Source organism: Bradyrhizobium sp. 142 (assembly GCF_023074015.1).
Taxonomy (GTDB): Bacteria; Pseudomonadota; Alphaproteobacteria; order Rhizobiales; family Xanthobacteraceae; genus Bradyrhizobium.
Genome location: NZ_JADPKQ010000024.1, coordinates 1 through 24,970 on the forward strand (window position 1 = coordinate 1; position 24,970 = coordinate 24,970).

Below are 24,970 nucleotides of genomic sequence, written 5' to 3' on the forward strand. Positions count from 1 at the left end.
CCCGGCGAGCCGCAGGTCCTTCGGCAACCGGCCCTGCAGCGTGCCAAACATTCGCTCGGAGCGCCCGCGCGCCTGCGGCGAATACGCTGCGATATGCTCGATCCCGAGATGCGATAAGGCCCGTCCCACCTGGGTTTGTTGCGTCTTCGAGACCTTCTCGCCAGCCTTCGGGGTGTAGAAATAATGGCTGCCGCGATCGGTGTAGAGCGCGCAGAACAGGCCATGCTCGCCGATCACCTCGCCCAGGGCCTGGAACGTCGATGCCGTCCCTTCTTCCTCGACCAGCAGCATCGAGTAGATCTCGCTCGTCGCATCGTCCAGCGTGACGATCAGGTCCATCGCCGGCAGACCTTCGATCCAGGGATGGCGCGATCCGTCCTGGTGCAGCAGCATCCCCGGAAGCGGCCGGCGTGGACGCTTCTTGCGGTGCGCCGAACGCTTCGGCGCCTTCCGCACCAGGCCCGCCGCATGCAAGGCCAGCTTCGTCACCGTGTAGCCAAGCACATAGCCATGCCGCTTTTGCAGCTGTTCATGGAAGTGCTTCACCGTGAAATCCGCGTACTTGTCCCGGAACAGCCCGAGCATCCGCTCCAGCTCTTCCTCCGGCGCCCGTCGCGGCGATCGTCGGCCCATACGCAGGTCGACCAGCCCGTCGTCGCCCTCCGCTTCAAAGCGTTCCCGCCCAACGTTGAAATGTCCGCACGTTGATCCCGAGAAGCTCGGAGGCCGCAGCCTGCGTCAGCTCTTTCGCCTCCGTCCGATCCAATAAACTCGAAAACCGCATCCGTCGTACACCCTCGTGAATGGATGCCGTGCCCATCGTGCCCCCTTTGTTCCGGGGCACCAAAAACACGACACTTCACGAGCTACAAACAGGCGACAGATCACGCGCTACTGACACGACCGGCCGCCCCGGTTGCCGAGGCGGCTGTCAAAATCTATGCTAACGCGCAAGCAAGACCAAGAACCCCGGCGTGGACCCGCCACACCTGCGAGGACCTCCCATGGCTGCACCGCTCGATCCCGTCATCGCCCAGATCATCCCACTGCTGCCAATGCGCGATCCCACGGTCATGACGCCGCAGAGTGCCCGCGAATCCTTGCGCGAACTCGCTGCCTCGCGTGCCGCCATACCGCCGCCGCCCGTCGATACCGTGCAGGACATCAAGGTCCAAGGCGGCGCCGCCCCGCTCGATGCGCGCCTCTACAGGATCGGCACCGATCCCGCGCCGACCGTGGTGTTCTTCCACGGCGGCGGCTGGGTTGCGGGCGACCTCGAGACCCACGACCGGCAGGCGCGATGGCTCGCGATCGAGACCGGCGCAGTGGTCATTTCCGTCGATTACCGCCGACCGCCGGAGACGCGCTTTCCCGGCGCGTTCGAGGATGCCTTTGCCGCGGTCAGCGACGTCTTCAACCGCGTCGCGGAATTTGGCGGCGAGGCGAAGCGGCTCGGCGTCGCCGGTGACAGCGCCGGCGGCAATCTCGCTGCGGCCACCGCGATTGCCTGCCGCGATGCGGGCATCAAGCTCGCCGCGCAATTGCTGGTCTATCCCGTGACCGATGTCGTCGGCGGATATGCCGAGGCACGGGAGAATGCGCGCTATCCCTCGCGCGCAGAGAATGCCGAGGGCTATTTCCTCTCGCGCGCGGTGATGGAATGGTTCACCGGTCACTATCTCGCCGATCCCACCCACGCGAAGGACTGGCGCGTCTCGCCGCTACGCGCCCCCTCGCTCGCCGGCGTCGCACCCGCGATCGTGACCACCGCCTGGTTCGATCCGCTGCGCGACGAAGGCGCCGCCTACGTGCGGGCGCTGGAAGCAGCCGGCGTGCGAGTGAAGCACCACGAGGGCGCCAGCCTGATCCATGGCTATTTCGGCCTTGGCGACGCCTCCGATGTCGCGCGGACCGAGGCGCAGCGCGCGCGGGCCGACTTCAAGACGCTGCTCGCACGAGGGATCTGAGGTCCGGACCAACAAAAATCGGCGATGGCGGTCGGGGCCGACGTCGATCGTGCTTGATTGCGCCACGATTCCCGTCTCCAATCCGCATGCCATTTCTGGTTTAGGGAGACACTCATGATGAAGCGGATTTTCCTCGCTGCGATCGTCGCCACTTTCGCGGCCGGCTCGGCCTTCGCCGAAGACACCTGCGCGAGCAAGGCGGTCGGCAAGGACGGCAAGCCGCTGGCCGGCGCCGCCAAGACGTCGTTCCTGAAGAAGTGCAAGGAAGACGCCTGCGCGCCCAAGGCTGTGAGCGCCGATGGCAAGCCGCTCGCCGGCGCCGCGAAAAACAGCTTCATGAAGAAGTGCGAGATGGGCGCGTAATCGCTGCACGTTCACGGCCCGTCAGCGAACGATTGTTCAACGCAGTCGTCATGCCCGGGGCTTGTCCCGGGCATCCGCATGTGTGTTTCCCTGCGGCAAGGAACGCATGCTTTCCAGGAAAGGGACGTCAAGATGTGGCAACTTCGAGTGCGTAATCAGATCGTGGCGACAATGAGCTTGCTCTTCGTGCTGCTCATCAGTCTTGGCGTCGCGAACGCAAGGGGTCCCGATCTGCCCAACGTCATGGTTCTGGCAACCGGTGGCACGATCGCCGGCACCGGGGCGAGCAGCACCACCGTGGTCGGCTACACCGCAGCTACGGTGGGCATAGAGACCCTCCTGAACGCCGTCCCCGAACTGAAGACGGTGGCTAACGTAAAGGGTGAGCAGGTTTTTCAGATCGCCAGCGAGAACATGAACAATGACTACTGGCTCAAGCTTGCAAAGCGCGTCAACGCGCTTCTCGCGCAGGACGACGTGGACGGGATCGTGATCACGCACGGGACCGACACGATCGAGGAAACCGGCTATTTTCTAGACCTTGTCGTCAAGAGCAAGAAGCCTGTCGTCATCGTCGGCGCGATGCGGCCCTCGACAGCGATCAGCGCGGATGGGCCGATCAACCTCTACAATGCGGTGATCCTGGCAGGCAGTGAAGAGGCCGTCGGCAAGGGCGTGCTCGTCGCCCTTAATGATCAGATCAACGCGGCTCGCGAGGTCACCAAAAACAACACCTCGACGGCAGACACCTTCCGCACGCCGGAACTCGGCTTCCTCGGCTACATACAGGGCAACAAACCGTACTTCTATCGTCAATCGACGCGACGGCACACGGCGGACTCCGAATTTGACGTTTCTAACCTCGATGCCCTGCCGCAAGTCGACATCGTCTACGGCTACGCCAACATGAACCGGGTGGCGATCGACGCTTTTGTTGCCGCCGGAGCCAAGGGGATCGTGCATGCCGGCGTGGGTGACGGCAGCTTGGCTCGGCCCGCGGTTGAGCCGGCTCTCGACGAGGCCCGCAAGAAGGATGTCGTGATCGTTCGCAGCAGCCGTGTCGGGAACGGCATAGTCGCACGCAATGGGGAGGCCAAGGACGACGAACACGACTTCGTCGTCTCGGATACGCTCAATCCTCAAAAGGCGCGCATTTTGCTGATGCTGGCGCTGACCAGGACGACCGACACCAAGGAGATCCAGCGGATGTTCTACACTTATTAGATCGCCCGAAGCGAGATTGCCCTAGTCCCGCTTGAAGCGGTAGTCAAAGGCGGCGCCGAGCGGCTTGATTAGTCCGACGGTCGGCGCCGGAAAATGGATCGGCAGGATCAGCGTGTCGGTGTCGGCCACAGAGGCAAAGAACTTTCGCCGCGACACCGCCGACTGTTTGCAGTCCCAATCCGGCCTCGCCGACCAGTCCGGCTCGCGGCACTGGATCTGGTGATGCATGAGGTCGCCGGCGACGACCGCGCGTTGCCCCTTCGAAAAAATATTCACGCAGCAATGACAGGGCGAATGCCCCGGCGTCGGCGTCAGCGTGACGGTGTCGTCGAGCGCGTAGTCGTCGTCCACCAGCAGCGCCTGCCCGGCCTCAACGATCGGCAGGCAATTGTCGCGAAAGACGGTGCCAGGCGGGTTGTTGCCCTTGGCGTGCTCGGCTTCCCAAGCCGCGTACTCGCCTTTGTGGAAGACGTATTTTGCGTTCGGAAATGTCGGCACCCAACGACCGTCGCGCAAGCTCGTATTCCAGCCGGTGTGGTCGACGTGCAGATGGGTGCAGAAGACGTAGTCGATCTGCTCGAAGCCGATCCCGAGCGCGAACAACTCGTTGCGCCAGCGCTCCTTGCCGGGAAAATCGAATGGCGGCGGATGCCCCTTGTCCTCGCCGGTGCAGGTGTCGACCAGGATGGTGTAGCGCGGCGTGCGCACCACAAAGGTTTGGTAGGTAATGACGATCATGCCGCGGGCGGCGTCGAACACCTCCGGCTCCATCGTCGGCAGATGGCGTTTGAACACACCCTCGTCATAGGCCGGGAAGAAATCCTGCGGCCGCCGCCACGGCCCTTCCCGCTCGATCACCGCATCGATGGTGATGTCGCCGATCCTGAGCTGCTTCATCGATGTTTCGCTCCCTTTTTCGAGGAAGCGTAGCGACAGATGTCAACGCGTCAAGGGCGACGCGGAATGCTAGCTCCGCAACCCCGGCGCTTCCTGTCCCGTGCGCGCGACGTATTCGGTGTAGCCGCCGCCAAACTGGTGGATGCCTTCCGGCGTCAGCTCGAGCACACGGTTCGACAGGACGCTGAGAAAATGCCGGTCATGCGAGACGAACAGCATGGTGCCCTCGAAATCCGACAGCGCCGTAATCAGCATCTCCTTGGTGGCGAGGTCGAGATGGTTGGTCGGCTCGTCCAGCACCAGGAAATTCGGCGGATCGAACAGCATCTTGGCCATCACCAGCCGCGCCTTCTCGCCGCCCGAGAGCACGCGGCAGCGCTTCTCGACGTCGTCGCCTGAGAAGCCGAAGCAGCCGGCAAGCGCGCGCAGAGAGCCCTGCCCCGCGGTCGGAAACGCGTATTCGAGTGACTCAAACACCGTCTGCTCGCCGTCGAGCAAATCCATCGCGTGCTGGGCGAAATAGCCCATCTTGACGCTGCCGCCGACCGCCACTGTGCCCTCATCGGGCTCGCTCGCGCCGGCGACCAGCTTGAGCAGCGTCGACTTGCCGGCGCCGTTGACGCCCATCACGCACCAGCGCTCGCGGCGGCGGATCATGAAGTCGAGCCCGTCATAGATCCGCTTGGCTCCATAGCCCTTGAAGACCTTCTTCAGGGCAACCACGTCCTCGCCCGAGCGCGGCGCCGGGAGAAAGTCGAACGCAACGGTCTGGCGACGGCGCGGCGGCTCGACCCGCTCGATCTTGTCGAGCTTCTTGACCCGGCTCTGCACTTGCGCGGCATGCGAGGCGCGCGCCTTGAAGCGTTCGATGAACTTGATTTCCTTGGCGAGCATCGCCTGCTGGCGCTCGAACTGCGCCTGCTGCTGCTTCTCGTTCAGCGCACGCTGCTGCTCGTAGAATTCGTAATCGCCGGTATAAGTGGTGAGCGAGCCGGAATCGATTTCGACCACCTTGGAGATCACGCGGTTGATGAACTCGCGATCATGCGAGGTCATCAGCAGCGTGCCTTCGTAGTCGTGCAGGAATTTTTCCAGCCAGATCAGGCTTTCCAGATCGAGATGGTTGCTCGGCTCGTCGAGCAGCATGACGTCGGGCCGCATCAGCAGAATGCGCGCCAGCGCCACGCGCATCTTCCAGCCGCCGGAGAGCTTGCCGACATCGCTGTCCATCATCTCCTGGCTGAAACCGAGGCCGGACAGCGCCTCGCGCGCCCGGCCGTCGAGCGCATAGCCGTCGAGCTCCTCGAAGGCGTGCTGCACCTCGCCATAGCGCGCGATGATCTCGTCCATCTCGTCGGCTCGGTCGGGATCGGCCATCGCGGTCTCGAGCTCGCGCAGCTCGGCCGCCACCGTGCTGACTGGCCCCGCGCCGTCCATGACCTCGGCCACGGCGCTGCGGCCGCTCATCTCGCCGACATCCTGGTTGAAATAGCCGATGGTGATGCCGCGATCGGTCGAGACCTGCCCTTCGTCGGGCAGTTCCTCGCCGGCAATCATCCGGAATAGCGTGGTCTTGCCGGCGCCGTTTGGGCCGACAAGGCCGATCTTCTCGCCCTTGTTGAGGGCGGCCGAAGCTTCGATGAACAGGATCTGGTGGCCGGCTTGCTTGCTGACGTTGTCGAGGCGGATCATGGGGTCTTTTCGGGGAATTTTTGCGTTGCGGCGTAATAGGCCATGCGGACGGCCAGGGGAAGCCCGGCCGGGCCCGGGTTTGGTCAGCTCGGCCAAATCGTTAGCAATTTTGCGCCAGAAATACCTGCACGCCCGCCGAGCCGGCACGCGCCGATACAACGCCTCCTGGAAACATCCGAGGAACCCCCATGAAACATCGATTTCGCCTTGCGGCGGCCGCCACGATGCTGCTGGCCTGTGGCGGCGTTGCCGCGGCCCAGACGCTTCCCGACTACATGGCGCCCATCTCCGGCAAGAGCACGGCCGCGCCTGCCGACATCGCAACGAAGGATGTGCTCGCGCTGAACACCGGCATGTTCGAGCTCTATGGCGATGCTGCAAAGGTGTTCCAGAAGAACATTCTCGAAAAGCACCCGGTGATCCTCGGCCTGTTCTCCGGCGCCGGCGGACGTCTGATCCTGTACCGGCCGGGCCAGCCGCCGCTCGACGCGCCCCAGGTGCCGGTCGTGTACCAGCTGCTGAAGTCGGTCGGCCATAGCACCATGGCGCTGGCCGAGGTCGTCGGCCCCTATCTCGACAATCCCGACAACAAATCGTGGCGCGGCTCGATGATGGCCTATCGCAGCCGGATGCAGTCGGCGCTCGAGGCCCTCGACGCAACGCCGATGCAGGCCGATTGGCGCGACAACAATCGTACCATCCTGCAAAACAACCTGGCCTTCATGGACGAATGCATCGCCGGCGGCGTCGTCCCCTTCGCAAGGCTCGAGGCCTTCGGCAAGAAGCAGGCGCCCTTCCTCGCAAAGAACGTCGCTTGGGCGGCCCAGACCCAGGTCGCGCACTGGATGGGCGTGCTGGCGGATTGGAAGACGCAGCTCGGCCCGGACTGGGAGAAGACCTATGCCGCCAGCAACACGATCTACGTGGCGCGGCAGAACAACGTCATCTTCAGCGTGCTCGCGCAATTCTTCGGCCCCGATGCCATCAATTCGCGCCTGCTGCTGATCGAAACGGTTTCGTTCACCACGACTCCGACCGACATGCTGGAATCGCTGACGCGCATCATCGCCGATCGCTCGGTCGGCGCGCTGTTCTTCGGCAATTATCACCTGATGGACTACGAGTTGATGGGAGGCGACGCGCGCGCCGCCATCATCGCGGAGACGGCCAAGCGCGGCATGACGCCGTTCCTGCCGCCGCTGGTTCCGTTCGGTTCCAAGCAATGGCCGACGTTGATTACGCCGGGATCTGGTCCTGCCACGATCGCCGATCTCAAATAGCGTCCGGATGACAGGGACACGAGAGCGGCTGCATCACCGCGGCCGCGTTCACGAGTTGGTAAGGCCTTTCTATCGTCGGATGACGAATCATGACAGCTTCACGCTAGCGTTGCCGCGTATCGTCCGGGCCTCGATGCCGTCAGCATCGCGGCGCCCCCAAAATCTTGCACAAGGATCAGCTCATGCGGCCTTCGCGACGCGCGTTCGTGAAGTGGATGACGGCAGGCGGCATTTCGGTCAGCCTGTCGCATCTTGCTTCGGCGGCGGGAGCTCCCTTCGCGGCCCATGAGACGCTGCCCGGACGCGGCAAGTACAATCCCGCAACAAAGGGCGCCGGCCGCGTTGACGGCGTAGCCAAGGTGACCGGCGCAAAGCTTTACGCGTCCGACTTCCGCGCCAATGATCTGCCGGGCTGGCCACAGACCACCTCGCACGCGATCCTGGTGCGCGCCAATGACGCCACGCATGTCTACACCGGCATGGACCTGGCCCGCCTCAAAGGCGCGCTGAAGCCCTCGGTCGTCGTCACCGCGGCCGATCTCGACCGTATCGGCACGCAGGCGCCGGAGTTCTATGCCGGCGACCTGTTCTGCCCGCCCGGCAAGACGCCGCTCTATCTGGGACAGCCGGTGGCGCTCCTGATCTTCGAGACGTTCGATAGCTTCGACCAGGCCCGCCTTGCCTTGCGCGACGGCACCTTCGTCAAATTCGGCGAGGAGACCGGACCAGTGATGGCGCCCGACTACGGCTCCTATCGCTTCACGCGCGTGGCAGGTCCCTCCCCCGAGAAGCCGGACGTCTATTCGCCGCTCCAGGCCGGCTGGGTCTCGCCCAGGAAGCTGCAGAACGCAGCACTTCCGGTGTGGTCGCCGCTCGCGAAGGAAATTCCGGCCGACTACGCCAGGGCCGCGAAATATGGCGAGCAGATCCGCGCCGAGCTTGCCGCGGACAATTCCTCGCTGCTGGTGCTCGACCGCGAGTTCGAGACGCAGTCGGTCGATCCGATGTTCCTGGAGCCCGAATGCGGGCTCGCCTGGTACTCCGGCACGGGCGGCAATCTCGAGCTGGTGCTCGGTGTGCAGTCGCCCTACGAGGCGGCGGATTCGCTCGCGTTTCTGTTGGCCAAGGCCGCTGCGCCCTACAAGCCCACCCACATCAACGCGCAGTTCGCCCATGTCGGCGGCGGCTTCGGCGGCCGCGATCACACGCCGTTCATCCTTTACGTGGCGCTGGCGGCGATCTGCTTTCCCGGAAAACCGGTGCGGCTTGCCCATGACCGCTACCAGCAATTCCAGGGCGGCATCAAGCGCCACCCGATCAAGATGCGCTCGCGCATCGGCATCGACCGTGCCACCGGCATCATCAAGGCCTTCGCTGCCGACCACGTGCTCGATGGCGGCGGCCAGGCCAATTTCTCCGCCAACGTTGCGACCGTCGCCGCCACGGCGGCGATCGGCATCTACGACATCCCGAAGGTCGACGTCACCACGGTCGCGCTGCATTCGCGCGGCGTGACCGCGGGCTCGATGCGCGGCTACGGCGCGCTGCAGACGCTGACCGCGATCGAAACGCTGATCGACGAGGCGGCGGGCGAGCTCAAGCTTGATCCGATCGAATTCCGCAGGCGCAATGCACTCCAGCAGAACGGCCGGACGATGACCGGCAATCCCTACATCGTCTCGGTGCGCACGCCCGAAATCCTCGACAGACTGGAAAAGCATCCGATCTGGCAGCAGCGCGCGCAGTTCAAGCAAGCCTCCTCGGACCGCCTAGTCGGCACCGGCGTTGCCTGCGTGACCAAGGACTACGGCGCCGGCGCGGACTGCTCGCTCGGCCGCGTCGAGCTCGGACCCGACGGCAGGATCGCCATCTTCTGCGATCATGTCGAGATGGGCAACGGCATCGGCACGGCGCTCGCCAACCGCGTCGGGGCCCATCTCGGCGCCATCGCCGACGACGTCTCGATTGCCCGGGTCGATGGCTATGAAATCCTTGGTCTCGTCACCTCAGGCGATCCCTACACGATCGATCAAAAGACCCAGGACGCGGCGCAGAGAAATCCGCTCTGGGTGCCCAGGATCAGCTCGGCGACATCAGCTTCGGTCGGCGCCCATGTCGGCACCCACTCCTCCGCGGAGGCCGCCCGAATCATCTTCCGCTTCGGCCTGTGGCCCGCGGCGCTGGAATTGTGGCGCATCGAGAAGACAGACCCACGCGCGAAGCAATCGGCGAGCGCGACCTGGCAAAACGGCCAGCTCGTGATGCCCGGTCTCGAGCCGCTGGCACTTCCCGTGCTCGCGGCAACGGCCCATGCGCGCGGCTTCGTCACCGGTGCGATCGCCCACAGCTTTTCGCGCTGGGCCTGGTCGCGCGCACGTTTTCCGCTATTCGGCGAGCAATACCGCGCCGAGATCGACGCGCTTGCGATCCGCCGCGGCAACGGCAGGTTCGAACGGATCAACCGCAGCAGCGTCAAGTTTCCCCCGACCGACAACAACCGGATCGGCACCGCCTACACCTCCATGTGCGGCGCGCTGGTCCGCGTCGAGATCGAGCGCGCCACGGGCACATTGCGCATCGCCAAGGCTTATAGCGTGCTCGAATGCGGCACCGCGCTGGTGCCGGAGGTGGTGATGGGCCAGTCCCAAGGCGGCTTCGCCATGGGCGTCGGCTACGCGCTTTTGGAAACGCTGCCGCCGTTCGAAGGCGGACCGGGCAACGGCGAATGGAATCTCGGGCGCTACCTGGTCGCACGCGGCTCGGATCTGCCGTTGCGCGATCTCGAGATCGAGATGCTGAAGCCGCTGACGCCGGACGAGCCACCCAAGGGCATGGCTGAAGTCGTGATGGTCCCGATCGTTCCCGCGTTGATCAACGCCATCTTCGATGCCACCGGTCATCGCTTCCGCGCGCTGCCGGTCACATCAAACCTCCTGAAGGGAGTGCTCGCGTGACGACCCTCAGCCTCACCATCAACGGCCGCAAGCACGGTCCGATGGACGTCCGCGACGACCTCTCGATGAACGATTTTCTGCGCGAAAAGCTCGGAATGACCGGCACCAAGTTCGGCTGCGGCGCCGCGCAATGCCTAAGTTGCGCCATCATCGTCGACGTGCCCGACGGCACCAGCTACACCAGCCCGACCTGCGTCGCGCCCGCCGTGGACTTTCACGGCAAGTCGATCCGCACCGTCGAGGGGCATGCAAAAGACGGCGAGCTCTCGGTGCTGCAAAAGGCCTTCATCGAGCACTTCGCCTTCCAATGCGGCTACTGCACCGCCGGCTTCCTCAACGAAGGTCAGGTGCTGCTCGAACGTCTGTCGCGCAACCCCGTGCCGCGCGAGGCGCTGGAGCAGACCATCGCGGATGCGCTCGACGGTCATCTCTGCCGCTGCACCGGCTACATCAAATATCACGAGGCGGTGCGCGACGTGATCCTCGCCGATTCAACCCGGTATCTCATCGCCACCAAGTAAGCATGCCTGGGGGCACACGAGCCATGATCTCCGACGGACCATTCAAGACAATTGCCGTGATCGCGGCGCTCGCGAGCAGCCTGTGCGCGGCCTACGCGGCCTCGGAGACGACGACCCCTGCGCTGGCTTCGCCCGAGAGTTTTGCGAACATTGGCGAGACCGAGAAGCGCTCGGCGGCGATCTTCACCGAGCTTGGAAAAGTCCTGACGCATCCGCGCTGCACCAACTGTCATCCGGCCGGTGACAGGCCGCACCAGGGCGACAATGCCCGCCTCCATCAGCCGCCGGTCACGCGCGGCGCCGACGGCCATGGGCTCGAGGCGATGCGCTGCAACACCTGCCACCAGAAGGCCAATTTCGAGCCCGGGCGCATGCCCGGCCATCCCGACTGGCACCTTGCCCCACACGACATGGCCTGGGAGGGTAAGTCCGTCGGCGAGATCTGCGCGCAGATCAAAGACCCCGCACGCAATGGCGGGCGCAAAGCGGAGGACCTGATCGACCATATCGGCAAGGACACCCTCGTCGGCTGGGCCTGGAAGCCCGGCTTCGGCCGCGCACCCGTGCCGGGCACGCAGGAGCAAGCCGGCGCGCTGGTTGAAGCCTGGGTGAAGACCGGGGCTGCGTGCCCGGCGCCGTGAGCGGGTGCTCATAAATTCGATTTGGATGGATGGCTGCTCTACACTCGCGAGCAGACATGGCGCGGCCTGCCTTAGCAAGCCGACCATCTTCATTTGCCACGTTGGCCGCTTGCGAACTGAAACTCAACTTCGATTTCTACGGGCCCGCCCGTATCTCCGAGACTGCGTTGCATTTCCTCACGAACTTTATCACGCATCGATTGAGGGAGCGTCAGATAGGCTTGTCCGGTCGAGCCGCCGCCGCGCTCAAATGGGCCAAAGTAGGCATTGAAAGAAGGCATTTTGAATCGATGCGCATGCCTCGTTATTTCGATATCTTGGAATCCGGCCTTGTCGAGCGACTGTCGCAGACGAGGCGCGTCACCCAATGAAAAGGTCCTGGCCGTTGCCTCCCTGATCGCCGGCAAATGCTTAGCCATGACGGCGTTGATTCGGCCGTTGTAGGACCGTTCGGGCACCGTGAGAACTGAAGCGGCCGCGCGTCCGCCCGGGCGAAGGATACGCAAGAACTCTGACAATCCGCGCGCGGGATCAGGGAAGAACATTAGCCCGAGGCTGCACATCAAGGCATCGAAGCTGCCATCGGCAAACGAGAGAGATTGGCCGTCCTCCACCGCAAAGCTGGCATTTGCCGCTGCGCTCAGCCGCTGCCGTGCCTGTCCGACCATGGCTTGCGAGACATCGGCTGCGACAACGTGCCCCGTTGGCCCGACTACGAGCAAGGCTTCGGCAGCTGCCAGTCCCGTACCCGTTGCGACGTCGAGGACCTTCATGCCGGACGCAACACCTGCCCCACTCAGGAGGAATGGTAAGAAGTGCTGTGACACATGTGAAAACGCGCCATCGTACTCAGCGGCGGCTTCGGCGTGGTACGCGAGCTCCTTTGCCACTAGCAGCCTCGTCAAATTTGTTTTCGTATCGGCTCGGATCATGATCCGCAAAATTGACGGAGGCAAGAATGCGCCCGCCATCGTGACAATGGCAGCGAAGGTCTGCCATGTCCGGTTCGGGAATCGCGTCTGTCGCGCGCTAAGCGAACCGTTTCCGCTCTGCCCCCTGCGATCCGACAAGTCGAGGACTGGTCCTGTCTCCGCATGCGGGCCAGAAGCCGATTAGGCAGCCGAAATATTCTTCACGGTCGCCTCGGCCTGCTCAGCGAGCCAATTCACGAACAATTCGACGCTGCGATCGCCGATCAAGTCGGCGGGCCACTGGGCAAGCTGAATTTTCGTGCACTCGACCGTGGGGTCATTGGCGAGTGCGGACATGAGGCGTCCAGACGAAACCGCATCTGCGACCAGAAGTGAGCGCCCAAGTGTCACGCCGGCCCCCTCGGCCGCAGCTGACATTCCCATGTCGTCCAGCGTCAGGCTGCCAGCGGCAGCGCCCGATTTCGGCAATCCCAGGCGCTATCATTGCATATACGCTGTGACGCGAATCCTTCCGGTAGCCAGGTCTCCAGTCCCTATGCTCCAAATCTGCCGCTCATTGACCCATGCATACTCTTGGGAGGCGCTGGTGAGACGGATGTTTGCAAAGATATCGATCATCGGCTCGCCGCTTCGCGGTGCGGCTTGGCCATCGCCCGACAGTGCAATGCGATGCCCATCGTCGGTCTCAACGATCACGTGGAGGTCAAGGTCGATGCGACCATCAGCGCGCATTCGCAGATAGTCGATGCCGTGCTGGCGCCCCGAAAGGCGGCCCTTACAGGAGCCATCGATATGAAGATCGAAACGGGCTCCTTGCAGTGGGACCGCTTTCTGGCCGGTAAGGATATCATCCATGCTTACGCCGTAATCCGTGACGCCCGTGAGAGCCAGATCGCATTCATATATCTTCTCGCCTCTCATTCCAGGATTCTGAGTCATTGTATTTCTCCCAGGTGTTCGTTCGGCTGGATTGCCGACATCCAGTCGAACGGGCGACCGCCAAGACGACATGTTCAGGAAGAAATTATTTTCGCAACTGGCGCAGTTAGCGCTCTCATGCCAGCTCTGGAAGCCCGGCTTCGGCCGCGCGCCCGTGCCGGGCACGCAGGAGCAAGCCGGCGCGCTGGTTGACGCCTAAGTGAAGACGGGGGCGGCCTGTCTTGCGCCGTGACCTTGAAGATGGCGTTTCGGACCGACGTCCTTTGAAGCCGCTTTTCCATGGCCAAGATTCGAAGCGAATATCACTGCTCCGGCCCCGGCGAGCCGCATTGAACTCGCCAGTTCCGCTCGCCATGTGTGGGGGACCGCTTGGAGCAAAACAATGAAGAAGCTTCTCACGTGTGTGGCGGCCATGGGCTGCCTGGTCGCCCTCCTCTCCATCGCGCAAGCCCGCTCCGCATTCGACGGCTCCTGGGACCTCGTTTTCGTGACGCAAAGAGGCGCTTGCGATCCGACCTATAATTTCACCGTCAACATCACCAACGGAATAGTGACACATCCGAACTTAGTCAGGTTCAGAGGCTATGTGGCGCGTTCGGGCGCAGTTCGGGCGTCGGTGACAGTCCATGACAAATTCGCGTCCGGCTCGGGCCGGCTCTCTGGTAATTCCGGCCGCGGGAGGTGGAGTGGCCATTCAGGAAGCGCACGTTGCTCAGGCTATTGGACTGCGCAGCGAGGTTGAGGCGCCGAGCCCAGCCCGGAGCTGGCCGCAAGTGTCGCGCCAAGCAGATCATCGAAGGCGCCCGCGTGATCACCTCACGGCCGCTGCGCGTCAGATGCGGCATCGGGCGCGCTACTACTCAACTAGTGTGCCGGCCGGGACATGAGCGCCCGACGCAATCCATTGGTCGTAGGTCTGGAACTTCACGCCGAGCATGTCGTACGAAACTCGCAGGTAGCCGTCGCTGCCGCGCAGCACCGCGGTGGGCATAATCGTCTGCACTTCCTGCGCCATCACGCCGACATGGGATTTGTTGCCGCCGTTGTAGGTGAAGCGATAGAAGCCGAGGCCGTTTTCGAGGTGACCGATAAGGAAGATGTCGTGCTTGAGCATCATGTCCGATCGCCGGACGACACGCCGGGTGGTCCGCCGTGCAACACCTCGCACGCCGACTACTGGTGCGACGACGGGCGCGACAACAGGTCGGACGACGCAGCCTGCGCGGTAAACACCAGCGGCACAATAGACAACAGCATTTGCCTCGGGTGTCTCGATGGCCATGGTTGCGGAGAAGGCGGTAATGCCGAGCGCAGCGAGGAGGATCGAGCGCATCATTGTCTCCTTCGTTCAATTGTTTCTCGCAAAAGAATAAAGAATAGGATCAGATTTTCGCCCGGCGAGCAATTGTTCTCCGGGGCGATACCTTCCGCGCCTCAATTCACAGACTATCCCCGCATCGCCAGATTGTGACAGAGATGCAGACTAACTATCGTCGCTGCCCTCCCGGACAGGTTGTGCTAAGAGAAAATACTGGAGGGTGCCGCATTGCAAGCGAAAGAGGCTCCTCAAGCGGCGCACCTTCAATTGCGCTTGGCCGCGAAGCTCGAGCGCGTTCGATAACGATCGGAATCTTCCATCCCGACTGGCATCTTGCCCCACGCGAAATGGCCTGGGGAGGACAAGACCGTCGGCGAGATCTGCGAGCAGATCAAAGACCCCGCGCGCAATGGCGGGCGCAAGGCGGAAGACCTGATCAACCACATCGGCAAGGACACCCTCGTTGGCTGGGCCTGGAAGCCCGGCTTCGGCCGCGCGCCTGTGCCGGACACGCAAGAGCAGGCCGGCGCGCTGGTTGACGCCTGGGTGAAGACGGAAACGACGTGCCCCGTGCCTTACGGCGGGTGCTCATAAAGTCGATTTGCACGACAGCTGCCCTCCACTCGCGAACAGACATGGTCGGCCTGCCCTAACGAAGCGGCTTCGGGCCAAAAGCGGTGGCCGCGATGGCTGCGGACTCCAAAGGGCGCCCGCATCGGGCGGCCCACACGCGGGGGCCTGCTCAACATCTGGCCCTCGCTGTCGTGCGCCTTCTCATGTCAGTCAATGACAATTCAACACTTCAGATCAGCCAGTCATGAGGCGCAGTTACAATGGCATGATGCGTACCATTATTGCCGTGGTTGGCCGCGTGTTCGTCCAGTGCATTGGGGGGTGTTTTGACGATGATATCGAGGTCCGCGTCCTGATCGGGCGGAACGTGCGTATCGAGCGGATTATTGTGCTTTTTCTGCTCGACCGCGACGGAAGGAGTTGCCTCGCTATCGAAGTGGAACACCAGTTCTTGATTCGCGCCGCCAGTTTCGGACGCTGCTTTAGCCGGCTGTGCGGCTTGTAATGCGATTGCAGCAGATGGCGCAGCCCGCTGCGAGTTTCCGTCTCCAGCGTTATCTCCGCTTGCGACGCTCGGTTCGACAATGTCGGCTGCTGCGGTGGCATTTGCAGAGGTTGAGGGCAAATCGTGCCCCGAATTGCCGTGCTCCGCGACGGCTGGTTCTGCCGTCTTCACTGCCGCTGACGCGCTCGCAGCGTCCGAAGCCGGGGCGCGATGCTCGGCGCCATTGCCGACACCGTTGCCCGGTATGGGTCCAGCTTCAGTCAGCTCCGCCGCTGCCGCCTTTGCAGATCCTGGCTCCGAAGCGTGCTGGTTACCCCGGTCCGTTTTACCGGCCGTTTCGACGCTCTCGGCTGCCTCCGGTGCGTTTGCAGAGGTTGAGTGCCCCGAGTTGCTGTGTTCCGCGCCGTCTGGTTCTGCCGTCTTCGCCGACCCTGGCGAACCGTCCGAGGCCTGGGAATGATGCTCGTTGTCATTGCCGACGCCGTTGCCCGGTATGGACTTCGCTTCGGCCATCTCTGTGGCCGCCTTTGCAGACCCTGGCTCCGAAGCGTGCTGGTTACCCCGGTCCGCTTTGCTGGCCGTTTCGACGCTCTCGGCTACTTCCAGTGCTTTTGAGTGCCCCGAGTTGCTGTGTTCCACGCCGTCTGGTTCTGCCGTATTCGCTGACCCTGGCGAACCGTCCGAAGCGCGGGAATGATGCTCGTTGTCATTGCCGACGCCGTTGCCCGGTATGGACTTCGCTTCGGCCATCTCTGTGGCCGCCTTTGCAGACCCTGGCTCCGAAGCGTGCTGCGAGTTACCGCGGTCCGCATTGGCGGCCGTTGCGGCGCCGGGTTGACGATCTCGTTCTGCTGGGTCGACAAAACGCCGGTGTCCGCATTGATCGGCTCACTCTTCGATGTGAGACTTTCAACTGCCGGAACCGTCGCGCTATGAGCAAGCGCGATTGATGATACGTGAGCCGGCAAGCCAGACGCATCAGCGCTCTCTTCCGTCGCATCCGCCGAATCGCTCGCGAAGGTTCTGAACCTCGTCGACGCCCCCAAGCCGGTCCGAGTCTCCCCGAATTGGAACCTCAAGCCGTCGTCGGCCAGAACGGTCCAAACTCCAGCTGTCCCAATTGTGCTCTCGCTCGTATCGACAATGGCATGGATCTTGTCCGTACTCAGAACAGTCTCATCGGTTGCGGTCGCCGATATCAGCGCTGCTTCGAGCTGCTCCAAGGTGGTGGCGACAGCCCCGCCATCTGGCTCGGAGACGACAGCCGCCTCCGTAATGGCTACAATGCCCTGCAGGTGGATTTCCAGCAGGGCGCGATCCCCGATATCAAGGATATGATCGGTCGGATTCACATAGACGATCGTTTGATTGCTTGCGGAGTTGTAGACCCATGCGAGTGTATGTGGCGGTATAGACTTGCTTGCCGCTGTCATATGCAGCCAGGCAAGCGCTCCGAAAGCCGCAAGATTGATCCTGCTCGGCCCAGATGCGAAATCGAAGACAGAGTCGGAAGAGATAGACTTGGAATCGATCGGGGAGCGATAAACAACGTTTTCAACGTTGCCACCTATCAGTTGATCGCGGCTATATCCGCCAATACTGGCATCGTGACCAAAGTCCAATACGCCAAGAGGTTTTTGGAGGTTGTCACCCGCATCGCCTGGGCCCATTTGGCCCCGACCGCCTTCTTGAGCGACGCTGTCGTTTCCAGTGGTCACAACGGTGGAAGACAGGCGGAAATCGTGCGAAAGGAAACCTGGGGCTGAATTGTCTGCATGATTGGCGTCAGGTTTTGTGGTCGCATTCTCTCCGGTGACGGCCAGGAAGCTGTCGATCGACGCTTGACCCTGGTCATGCGACTGCACCGCGAGATGGGGGTCGTTCAGTGCGTAGATCAACGCACCAGCGAGAGTGGCGAAGGTGCCATACCCTCCGTGAAGCGACATCGGATTGGAAGTAAGCCGCGGGAATTGGTGTTCTGGGGCCGGGTCATCTCCGATCTGTGTGTCGTTTGTTCCTCGCAGTAAAGGCGCAGGAAGATTGGGTGCGCTCGATCCAACAGGACCGTAGTGTTTCCACGGTTTCAAGCCTACGGATTGCTCGGCCGCGCGCAGCGCTTCCATTGCCGCCGCCGAGTTCGTGATTTGGCTCGCCTTGGCGAAAAAGTCTCTCTGGGTGAGCGTTGGCGTCTCGCCGGATTCCCAGACGGTGAGGTGCCGGAGAATAGCTTTTTTCCAGGGCTCATACTCGGCGTGCTCGCCCGCGTGGCCGATGCTGTTGTCATCCGGAAAGATGTCGTTCGATTCCGACGCCTTGAGTTCGTCCGCAATTGCGAACGCCAGGAAGGCCAGCGAGAGCGTGCCGAAGCCGGAGGGGCGTTGCAACAATGCGATGGTCGCGAGCACAGTTCTGTTGGTGATCTCAAGCTTCTGGAAGATATTGTGCAGGTGGACTTTGACTGTCCCTTGGGAAAGGTTTAGCTGGCCTGCGATCTCCTTGTTCGACATTCCTTCCGACACGAGTCGTGCAATTTGACCTTCCCGGTGCGTCAATAGCTCCAGCATCTTTTCAATTTTGCCGCCGTCGTCCGCTTCCTTGCCGGTTGGCGAGAGATCGGACTGCTCCGACTGCTCCAGCAACACACCGCTCTTCGTCATCAGCCTCAGCGATCGCAGCATAGTAGCGGGAGAGGCATACTTCGAAATTGCGCTGCAGGCGCCGGCAGCGATAGCTGCAGTCAGATCGCGGTCGACGTCGGACTCGGTAAAGAACACCAGGCGCGTGGAAAGCTTCTCAGCTTTCACAATCGCGAGGATCTCGGAGACCGTCAGATCTGGCAGGGAGTCGGCAATAAGCGCGAGGTCGGGTGTCAAATTCCGAATTGCTTCGAGGCAGCTTGTCCCATCGCTGGACGATGCGACAACGTCGAAGTCCGGCTGTGTCCCGAGTACCGACTTCAGTCCCTGTAGAACGATCGGTTGTCGATCGACGATCACAAGTCGGATGCGCTTGAGTATGCCCTGCTTGGCAGACACGTCTAACATGGACTCAGCCCCGGCCCGGCCATTTATGTCCTTCGGCATATGGCCGCGGCCGGTTGAGGGGTATTAAAATACAATTAATCGATTGGAGAAAGGGGTTTAGCGTGGTTAACCCGACCTAAATCTCAGGTTTGGATGGCATGGTGAATATGTCCTTTGACCCGATGGCCGTTGCGGTTGATTGGCTCGATGCCTACCGCGCGGGCGATATCGAAGCGATCCTGGAAATGTATGCCGAAGATGCCGTGGTTCACTGCGGCTGCGGCGGCGTCAAAACCGTTACTGGCCGCCAGGCACTTCGTGCCTATTGGCTCGATCGCCTCATAGAATATCCGGCAGGCACGTTGGACGATCTCAATCACTCCGACGACGGAACCATTATCTCTTACGTCACCAGTACTGGTGTCATGAGTGCGCTTTTTGCGTTTGACGCCACCGGGAGGATTAAGGAGCTAGACTGCAGTCCCTCGCACTAGGCCCGCGGCGTGATGCACGCCTGCTATGGGTCTCACCTGCTGACATTGCCGGGTGCGACGCATGAGGCCCGCCTCCCGCAACAACGGACACCACGAATTTATCAGGACACACCCAACCCCGCCGCATCAGCTTGAGCAATGCTGAGCCGCAAGCTGCGCGCAATCGTGCCGAGCACGCAAGAGCAAGTCGGCGCTGGTCGAGGCCTGGGTGAAGACGGGTGCCTACCACGCATATCGCACCACGCCCTTGCCGGCATAGCTGCGCGTCACGTTGGAGAACTCGCCTTCGAACGTCGCGGCGGTTGACCAGCCGTTCATCCACCTGGTCTCGGCGGATGCGGTGACCAGCGCGGAGTCGGCAGCTTGCGCCGCGCCGTTGACGAAGAAGCTCGCGCCCGGAAGCATCTGGAACGTCGCACCGATGCCTCGGTCGGGTTGAAATCATGCGCCCAGGCGACACGGCCGCGCAATGTCAGGATCGCAGTCTGCATGGCAAAGGATTTGTCGGTGCGCAATCGGGCGATGAGCCGTTCCGCGTCCGCCTGCTGTTCGAAGCGCTGCCGCCGGAATGGTTCGAGGGCAAGCACTATCGGCGGCACTATCTGGACGTCGGCTTCGCCGACAGCATTTCCGTGCGCATTGCGCTCAATGACGACGTGAGGATTCGCCTGTTCGTGTTTCGCGATGCGCAGGCACCCCGCTTTACGGCGCAGGACGGCCAGCGCCTGGGCTTCGTGATGCGCGCCTTGAGATGGCCGTCAACAATTGCTCGGCCACGGTCTGCTCATCGCCAACACGCCCCTTACACCCGCTGAACGCCGGGTGTTGCTCGGGCTGCTCGACGGGGACACGGAAAGGCAGATCGCGGAGAAGCTCGAGCAAAGCCCGAACACCACGCATTTCCACGTCAAGTCGATCTACGCCAAGTTCGGCGTGCGCAATCGCTCGGCGCTCGCCGGGCTTTGGCTCGGCAAGCTGCGATAACGAGTTGAAGCCGCAGTGCTGCCAATAGACACCCCTAAGTTTTTGGACCGTCTCAGGAGCGGCGGCCTGGGACTAAATCTAGAGCCGATCCGGCGCCTGGGCCTGCAAAATCTCTTTCGCCGAGTTGCGTATTCCAAGGCGACGCACAGCCGATTGGCGAGGTGCGTCCGAGTTCAGATCGAGCTGGCCAACGGCTCTACCCACATCTCGGTGTACACGTCCTACGCCCGCCGCATCAGCTTGAGCGAGGCCGCCAAGCGCAGGCTGCGCTTGCCTGCGAGCGCGATGCCTTCGAGCTCGCCGCTATCGGCGGTGCAAGTTCCGGAGAAGCCGATCCCGACCTCATAGCCGCCGAACACGGGGTTCTCGCCTTTCGCCGGCGTGTGCTCCTGGTTGAGCATCTCGCCCTTCCAGCGGCCGTCCGCCGAGGAATAGGAGCCGAGATAGTAGAAGAACGCATCTCCGCCGAGGATGCGGCCGTCCATCAGCAGCATCACGCCGGAGAGCCCGGCATCGACGCCATCGAGCGCGCGCAGGCTCATTCCGTAGAGGCCGTTGGCGATGCAGCCCGCTCCGATCGTGCCGCGCGGCGGCAGCGCGCCGTCATCGTCGAGCCGCGTGAGGTTCGCCCAGAAGCGACCGCCCGGCATCGTGTCGGCGCTGCCCTCGAGACGGATCTGATTGCCGTTCAGCCGGCCGCGCGCGCCGATCGAGGCGACGTCGGCTCCCATCAGTGGCTTGTAATGCGGATCGTCGTTGTGCCGCTCGGTGATGACTTCCGCTTCGATCACGCCGTCCCTGACCTCGTAGCTCCCGAGATGCGCGAAAGCGGAATTGCCGCCCAGCATGCTGCCATTGTGCATGCACATGATGCTGCGGCCGAAGGCGCCGTTGATGCCGTATTCAACTTTGTAAAGTCCGTCCAGCAACGCAATAAACCTGCAAAATCAAAAGGAATCGTGAGTGACCTAGCACTGCTACTGCACGGAGGCCATCCGACTTTTCCGCGCAGGAGCCGATGGCGGGACCTTTCGCGCCATGGTGCCATCATGCTCCTGTTTTGCCCGACGGAGCAACAATTTCGCCAAATCCGTAGGATGCGATTTCAACACCTCAGCTATTTCAGCGCCTTAGCTACTGTGCATGGGGTTGTTTTCGCATTTTTGTTGCGCGGTCCCGGACGGCGTTCATCAGGTGCTAGTGACGTTTGAAATACTGCACCTCGCGCTCGTGCTTCTCGGCCGCCGAGCGGCTCTTGAAGGTGCCGAGGTTGCGGCGCTTGCCGGTCTTGGGATTCATCTTGCGTGAGTAAAGGCGGTATTCGCCGGATGCCAGTTTGCGGATCATGGTTGCGCTCCTGCCGTGCTTTCGGAATCAACCATCTTCGCGCGAGGTCTGTTCCATCACGGCCTGGCGGCCGGCTAGAAGCACAGCGTGGTGACGAGCTTGCCCTGCTTGTCCTTGATCGCATAGGGACAGCGCAGCCGCTCCAGCGCCTTCTTGGCGTCATCGTCGCCGAGAGCTGCGGCGCGCTCGTAGTAGGCCTTCGCGGCGTCCTTGTCCTTGGCCCCGCCGCGGCCTTCCTGCGCGAAGGCGCCCATCCGCTCCAGCGCGCCGGGATGGTTTTGCGCCGCGGCCTTCTCGAACAGCGCGCGCGCCGCGACGTCGTCCTTGGCGCCGCCGGTGCCGTCGGAGAGCATGAGGCCGAGCTGGTACTGCGCCTCCGCATTGGTTTCGGCGGCCTTGCCCAGCAGCGCGCGGGCTTGTGCAGGATCGGCGCCGCCGGCACCGCCGAGCGCCGCAAGATTGCTGACGCCGCGGGGATTGCCGGCCTGCGCCGCCTTCTCGAACAGTCTTCGTGCTTGCGCCTCGTCCTTCGCGACGCCCGAACCGGTGCCGTAGAGCACGCCGAGTTCGACCATCGCTGCACTCGAGCCCTTGTCAGCCGCCTTGCGCCAGGCGGCGATCGCGTCCGCCGTCTGCCGGTTGGCCGCATAGGCGCGCCCGAGCGCGAACATCGCGCGGCGCGACGACGGCGCGGCCTGCTTGCAGAACTTGATCGCGGTGGCGATGTCGGAGGCTGCGAGCTCCGTCACGCCCCTCACATCGGCCGGCTTGTCGGGATCGCTGGGATCGCCGGCCACCCGGTCGCACAGCACGAGGTCGGCCGATTGCGCATGCGCCGACAACGGCGCGGCAAGGGTGAAGAGGGCGAGCGTGACGAGGATGGCACAGAGAGTGGTTCGCATGGACCTCAAATTGCGTCGCCGTCCCGGCGAATTCAAGGCTCGAGTCCCGATTGCCGCAGCACGGGCGCGACCTCGGGCGATGCCAGAAAGCGCAGCAAGCGGTCGGCGGCCGCAGCGTGTTTCGCGTCCGCCATGCGGCCGGCGGAGAACACGGCCGGACCCTGCAGGTCATGCGGGATCGCCCCGATCACCTCGATGCCGTCGACCTGCTTCAGCTCGCTGATCTGCTGCACGGCAAGATCCGCCTCGCCGCTGACGAGACGTTCGGCGGTAAAGCCCTGCTCGACAATGGTGGCTTTGGTCGAGAGCATGCGAGCGACGTTCTCCATGTGTGATCTTCCACGTGTGATCCCAACGTAGCGATCAGGCGCGGTGTATCGGCTTGAGCGCCGCAGTCAGGCGCAGGCTGCGCCTGCCGGCAAGCGCCGTTGCCTCCAGCACGGCCTGGACCTCGTCATAGGTGCCGGAGAAGCCGATGCCGACCTCGTGGCCACCGAAGACCGGATCGTCCTTGGCCGGCGTGTGCTCCTGATTGAGAATCTGGCCCTTCCAGCGTCCGTTCGCTGCTGTGTAGCTGCCGAGATAGTAGAACGATGCATCTCCACCGAGAATGCGACCCCGGTTCAGCAGCATCACCCCGGTGAGGCCGCCGTCGAGGCCGTCCAGCATGCGCAGATGGATCGAATAGAGGCCATCGGCGATGCTGCCCTTACCGATACCGCCGGCGATCGGCACCTCGTCCTCCGTGATCGGAGTCATCACCGACTGGAAGGGAACGCCGGGCAGCTCCTTCAGCTCTCCCTTGAAGCGGTAGAGATCGCCGTCCGCCCGGCCCTTTGCGATCAAGGTCGCATCATCGGTGCCGGCCATGGCGCGATAGTTCGGATCGGGATTATGGCGGACCGTCTTGATCACGATGTCGACGCCGTCGTCGGTCTTCTCGTAGCTGCCGATATGGGCGAAGGCCGAATTGCCGCCGAGCATCTTGCCATTGCCGGCATGCATCACGCTCCGGCCGACCGCGTCGCCGAGCTGAAATCTCACCTTGTAGAAGCCTTCAAACACCAGCCGTCCCCGGCCTTACGCGCATCCGGGCGCAGTCTATCCCGCTTTCGGCCGCGATGGACAAGTTTCGCGCAATCCAGTCCCGCGGACCACACAAACGGCCGTCATCAAGATGCAAAAAATCCGCCGGAGTCTTGCGACTCCGGCGGATCGAGAGCCAACCCGGGCCAGCCCCCCAGCCCGGACCGGGAGGATCTTAGGCGGCGGCCTTCTTGTCGGCCGGCACGGACGCGATCGTCTTCAGGATCTGCGAAGCGATCTGGTATGGGTCGCCCTGCGAGTTCGGCCGGCGGTCTTCCAGATAGCCCTTGTAGCCGTTGTTGACGAAGGAGTGCGGAACGCGGATCGAGGCACCGCGATCGGCAACGCCATAGCTGAACTTGTTCCAGGGCGCAGTCTCGTGCTTGCCGGTCAGACGCTTGTCGTTGTCCGGGCCGTAGACGGCGATGTGGTCCATCAGGTTCTTGTCGAAGGCAGCCATCAGCGCCTCGAAATACTCCTTGCCGCCGACCGTGCGCATATACTCGGTCGAGAAGTTGGCGTGCATGCCCGAGCCGTTCCAGTCGGTGTCGCCGAGCGGCTTGCAGTGGAACTCGATGTCGACGCCGTACTTCTCGGTCAGGCGCAGCATCAGGTAGCGGGCCATCCACATTTCGTCAGCGGCCTTCTTGGAGCCCTTGCCGAAGATCTGGAATTCCCACTGGCCCTTCGCGACTTCCGCGTTGATGCCTTCATGATTGATGCCGGCAGCGAGGCACAGGTCGAGATGCTCTTCCACCATCTTGCGGGCGATATCGCCGACGTTCGAATAACCGACGCCGGTGTAGTACGGGCCCTGCGGCGCCGGATAACCGGAGGCCGGGAAGCCGAGCGGACGGCCGTCCTTGTAGAAGAAATATTCCTGCTCGAAGCCGAACCACGCGCCCTCGTCGTCGAGGATGGTGGCGCGCTTGTTGGTCGAATGCGGCGTCTTGCCATCAGGCATCATGACTTCGCACATCACGAGCACGCCGTTGGTGCGGGCGCCGTCCGGGAACACCGCGACCGGCTTTAGCACGCAATCGGAGCTGTGGCCTTCGGCCTGCTGGGTGGAGGAGCCATCGAAGCCCCAGAGCGGAAGCTGCTCGAGCGTCGGGAACGACGCGAATTCCTTGATCTGTGTTTTGCCGCGCAAGTTCGGAGTCGGCGTATATCCGTCGAGCCAGATGTACTCGAGCTTATACTTGGTCATTGAGCCTCTCTGTAGATGATGCGAAAGCTCGGGGCGGCTAGTCCCCGCACGTTTGTACCCGGCCACCATCGGCCGCCCCTTTACAAGCATTTTACGTGCCAAAACGCCGCAGCGCGGG

General features: G+C 62.9%; 23 protein-coding genes and 5 pseudogenes. 12 read left to right on the plus strand and 16 right to left on the minus strand.

The genetic code is table 11. The features are described 5' to 3' along the window. Window positions 1-633, minus strand: a pseudogene (locus tag IVA82_RS01675) (hypothetical protein); the annotation flags it as partial. Between the two features lie 371 nt (window positions 634-1,004). On the opposite strand from IVA82_RS01675, the gene IVA82_RS01680 reads away from it, so the two are divergent. The 3 genes from IVA82_RS01680 (at window position 1,005) to IVA82_RS01690 (ending at window position 3,554) form a co-directional block, all read left to right on the plus strand. Beyond that, complete coding sequence (locus IVA82_RS01680; protein ID WP_247384611.1) at window positions 1,005-1,967, plus strand: alpha/beta hydrolase; 963 nt, start codon at window positions 1,005-1,007, stop codon at window positions 1,965-1,967. A 114-nt stretch (window positions 1,968-2,081) separates the two neighbouring features. Next, window positions 2,082-2,330: a hypothetical protein gene (locus tag IVA82_RS01685; protein ID WP_148740881.1), complete on the plus strand. Its 249-nt coding sequence runs from the start codon at window positions 2,082-2,084 to the stop codon at window positions 2,328-2,330. 147 nt (window positions 2,331-2,477) lie between these two features. Then, the gene (locus tag IVA82_RS01690; protein WP_346659660.1) at window positions 2,478-3,554 is read left to right on the plus strand and encodes a type II asparaginase; all 1,077 of its coding nucleotides are present in this window, start codon (window positions 2,478-2,480) and stop codon (window positions 3,552-3,554) included. A gap of 21 nt (window positions 3,555-3,575) precedes the next feature. Here IVA82_RS01690 and IVA82_RS01695 read toward each other — a convergent pair whose 3' ends face one another. Both IVA82_RS01695 and IVA82_RS01700 read right to left on the minus strand, forming a co-directional pair. Then, a complete protein-coding gene (locus tag IVA82_RS01695; protein ID WP_247384612.1) occupies window positions 3,576-4,451 on the minus strand; it encodes an MBL fold metallo-hydrolase in 876 nt (291 codons plus the stop codon). Window positions 4,452-4,520: 69 nt separating this feature from the next. Continuing rightward, window positions 4,521-6,143 (minus strand): ABC-F family ATP-binding cassette domain-containing protein, encoded by a 1,623-nt coding sequence (locus tag IVA82_RS01700; protein ID WP_247384613.1) that lies wholly within the window; start codon window positions 6,141-6,143, stop codon window positions 4,521-4,523. Window positions 6,144-6,331: 188 nt separating this feature from the next. Between IVA82_RS01700 and IVA82_RS01705 the strand changes: the two genes are divergently transcribed. The 4 genes from IVA82_RS01705 (at window position 6,332) to IVA82_RS01720 (ending at window position 11,539) form a co-directional block, all read left to right on the plus strand. Beyond that, complete coding sequence (locus tag IVA82_RS01705; RefSeq protein WP_247384616.1) at window positions 6,332-7,423, plus strand: hypothetical protein; 1,092 nt, start codon at window positions 6,332-6,334, stop codon at window positions 7,421-7,423. 182 nt (window positions 7,424-7,605) lie between these two features. Then, window positions 7,606-10,377: a molybdopterin cofactor-binding domain-containing protein gene (locus IVA82_RS01710; RefSeq protein ID WP_247384618.1), complete on the plus strand. Its 2,772-nt coding sequence runs from the start codon at window positions 7,606-7,608 to the stop codon at window positions 10,375-10,377. Beyond that, window positions 10,374-10,898 (plus strand): (2Fe-2S)-binding protein, encoded by a 525-nt coding sequence (locus tag IVA82_RS01715; RefSeq protein WP_247384620.1) that lies wholly within the window; start codon window positions 10,374-10,376, stop codon window positions 10,896-10,898. The genes IVA82_RS01710 and IVA82_RS01715 overlap by 4 nt, the downstream gene beginning before the upstream one ends. 23 nt (window positions 10,899-10,921) lie before the next feature. Continuing rightward, a complete protein-coding gene (locus tag IVA82_RS01720; protein ID WP_247384621.1) occupies window positions 10,922-11,539 on the plus strand; it encodes an Isoquinoline 1-oxidoreductase subunit in 618 nt (205 codons plus the stop codon). A gap of 89 nt (window positions 11,540-11,628) precedes the next feature. On the opposite strand, the gene IVA82_RS01725 is transcribed toward IVA82_RS01720, so the two are convergent. From IVA82_RS01725 to IVA82_RS01735, 3 genes are all read right to left on the minus strand, one after another. Then, window positions 11,629-12,510 (minus strand): methyltransferase domain-containing protein, encoded by an 882-nt coding sequence (locus IVA82_RS01725; protein ID WP_346658723.1) that lies wholly within the window; start codon window positions 12,508-12,510, stop codon window positions 11,629-11,631. Window positions 12,511-12,651: 141 nt separating this feature from the next. Then, complete coding sequence (locus IVA82_RS01730; RefSeq protein WP_247384625.1) at window positions 12,652-12,888, minus strand: hypothetical protein; 237 nt, start codon at window positions 12,886-12,888, stop codon at window positions 12,652-12,654. A gap of 63 nt (window positions 12,889-12,951) precedes the next feature. After that, window positions 12,952-13,410, minus strand: a complete 459-nt coding sequence (locus IVA82_RS01735; RefSeq protein ID WP_247384627.1) for a DUF3237 family protein — start codon at window positions 13,408-13,410, stop codon at window positions 12,952-12,954. A 127-nt stretch (window positions 13,411-13,537) separates the two neighbouring features. Here IVA82_RS01735 and IVA82_RS01740 point away from each other — a divergent pair. Continuing rightward, window positions 13,538-13,609 (plus strand): annotated as a pseudogene (locus tag IVA82_RS01740) (Isoquinoline 1-oxidoreductase subunit); the annotation flags it as partial. A 657-nt stretch (window positions 13,610-14,266) separates the two neighbouring features. Here IVA82_RS01740 and IVA82_RS48860 read toward each other — a convergent pair. Next, window positions 14,267-14,746, minus strand: a complete 480-nt coding sequence (locus IVA82_RS48860) for a tail fiber domain-containing protein (RefSeq protein ID WP_346658724.1) — start codon at window positions 14,744-14,746, stop codon at window positions 14,267-14,269. A 299-nt stretch (window positions 14,747-15,045) separates the two neighbouring features. On the opposite strand from IVA82_RS48860, the pseudogene IVA82_RS01750 reads away from it, so the two are divergent. Continuing rightward, window positions 15,046-15,322 (plus strand): annotated as a pseudogene (locus tag IVA82_RS01750) (Isoquinoline 1-oxidoreductase subunit); the annotation flags it as partial. Window positions 15,323-15,530: 208 nt separating this feature from the next. Here IVA82_RS01750 and IVA82_RS01755 read toward each other — a convergent pair. Both IVA82_RS01755 and IVA82_RS01760 read right to left on the minus strand, forming a co-directional pair. Then, window positions 15,531-16,319, minus strand: a complete 789-nt coding sequence (locus tag IVA82_RS01755) for a hypothetical protein (RefSeq protein WP_247384631.1) — start codon at window positions 16,317-16,319, stop codon at window positions 15,531-15,533. 83 nt (window positions 16,320-16,402) lie between these two features. Continuing rightward, window positions 16,403-18,850 carry a response regulator transcription factor gene (locus tag IVA82_RS01760; protein ID WP_247384633.1) on the minus strand — a complete coding sequence of 816 codons (2,448 nt, stop codon included), beginning with the start codon at window positions 18,848-18,850 and terminating at the stop codon, window positions 16,403-16,405. A 146-nt stretch (window positions 18,851-18,996) separates the two neighbouring features. Here IVA82_RS01760 and IVA82_RS01765 point away from each other — a divergent pair, with 146 nt between their 5' ends. Next, window positions 18,997-19,323 (plus strand): nuclear transport factor 2 family protein, encoded by a 327-nt coding sequence (locus IVA82_RS01765; protein WP_346658725.1) that lies wholly within the window; start codon window positions 18,997-18,999, stop codon window positions 19,321-19,323. 222 nt (window positions 19,324-19,545) lie between these two features. Here the strand turns inward: IVA82_RS01765 and IVA82_RS01770 are convergent. Beyond that, a pseudogene (locus IVA82_RS01770) lies at window positions 19,546-19,838 on the minus strand (autotransporter outer membrane beta-barrel domain-containing protein); the annotation flags it as partial. Here IVA82_RS01770 and IVA82_RS01775 point away from each other — a divergent pair. Together IVA82_RS01775 and IVA82_RS01780 are read left to right on the plus strand one after the other, a co-directional pair. Then, window positions 19,767-20,138 (plus strand): hypothetical protein, encoded by a 372-nt coding sequence (locus IVA82_RS01775; protein WP_247384658.1) that lies wholly within the window; start codon window positions 19,767-19,769, stop codon window positions 20,136-20,138. The pseudogene IVA82_RS01770 and the gene IVA82_RS01775 overlap by 72 nt on opposite strands. Before the next feature lie 7 nt (window positions 20,139-20,145). Next, entirely contained in the window at window positions 20,146-20,307 is a 162-nt protein-coding gene (locus IVA82_RS01780; protein WP_247384655.1) for a LuxR C-terminal-related transcriptional regulator, read from the plus strand. A 221-nt stretch (window positions 20,308-20,528) separates the two neighbouring features. On the opposite strand, the gene IVA82_RS01785 is transcribed toward IVA82_RS01780, so the two are convergent. The 6 genes and pseudogenes from IVA82_RS01785 to IVA82_RS01810 form a co-directional block, all read right to left on the minus strand. Further along, a complete protein-coding gene (locus IVA82_RS01785) occupies window positions 20,529-21,236 on the minus strand; it encodes a hypothetical protein (protein WP_247384638.1) in 708 nt (235 codons plus the stop codon). Between the two features lie 268 nt (window positions 21,237-21,504). Next, window positions 21,505-21,654, minus strand: a complete 150-nt coding sequence (locus IVA82_RS01790) for a hypothetical protein (RefSeq protein ID WP_247384640.1) — start codon at window positions 21,652-21,654, stop codon at window positions 21,505-21,507. A 74-nt stretch (window positions 21,655-21,728) separates the two neighbouring features. Beyond that, on the minus strand, window positions 21,729-22,556 hold the full coding sequence (locus IVA82_RS01795) for a tetratricopeptide repeat protein (RefSeq protein ID WP_247384642.1): 828 nt from the start codon (window positions 22,554-22,556) through the stop codon (window positions 21,729-21,731). Between the two features lie 32 nt (window positions 22,557-22,588). Next, a pseudogene (locus IVA82_RS01800) lies at window positions 22,589-22,864 on the minus strand (substrate-binding domain-containing protein); the annotation flags it as partial. Window positions 22,865-22,919: 55 nt separating this feature from the next. Then, the gene (locus tag IVA82_RS01805) at window positions 22,920-23,621 is read right to left on the minus strand and encodes a GrlR family regulatory protein (RefSeq protein WP_247384643.1); all 702 of its coding nucleotides are present in this window, start codon (window positions 23,619-23,621) and stop codon (window positions 22,920-22,922) included. A 196-nt stretch (window positions 23,622-23,817) separates the two neighbouring features. Further along, complete coding sequence (locus tag IVA82_RS01810; protein WP_148740899.1) at window positions 23,818-24,852, minus strand: glutamine synthetase beta-grasp domain-containing protein; 1,035 nt, start codon at window positions 24,850-24,852, stop codon at window positions 23,818-23,820. Window positions 24,853-24,970: the final 118 nt, after the last annotated feature.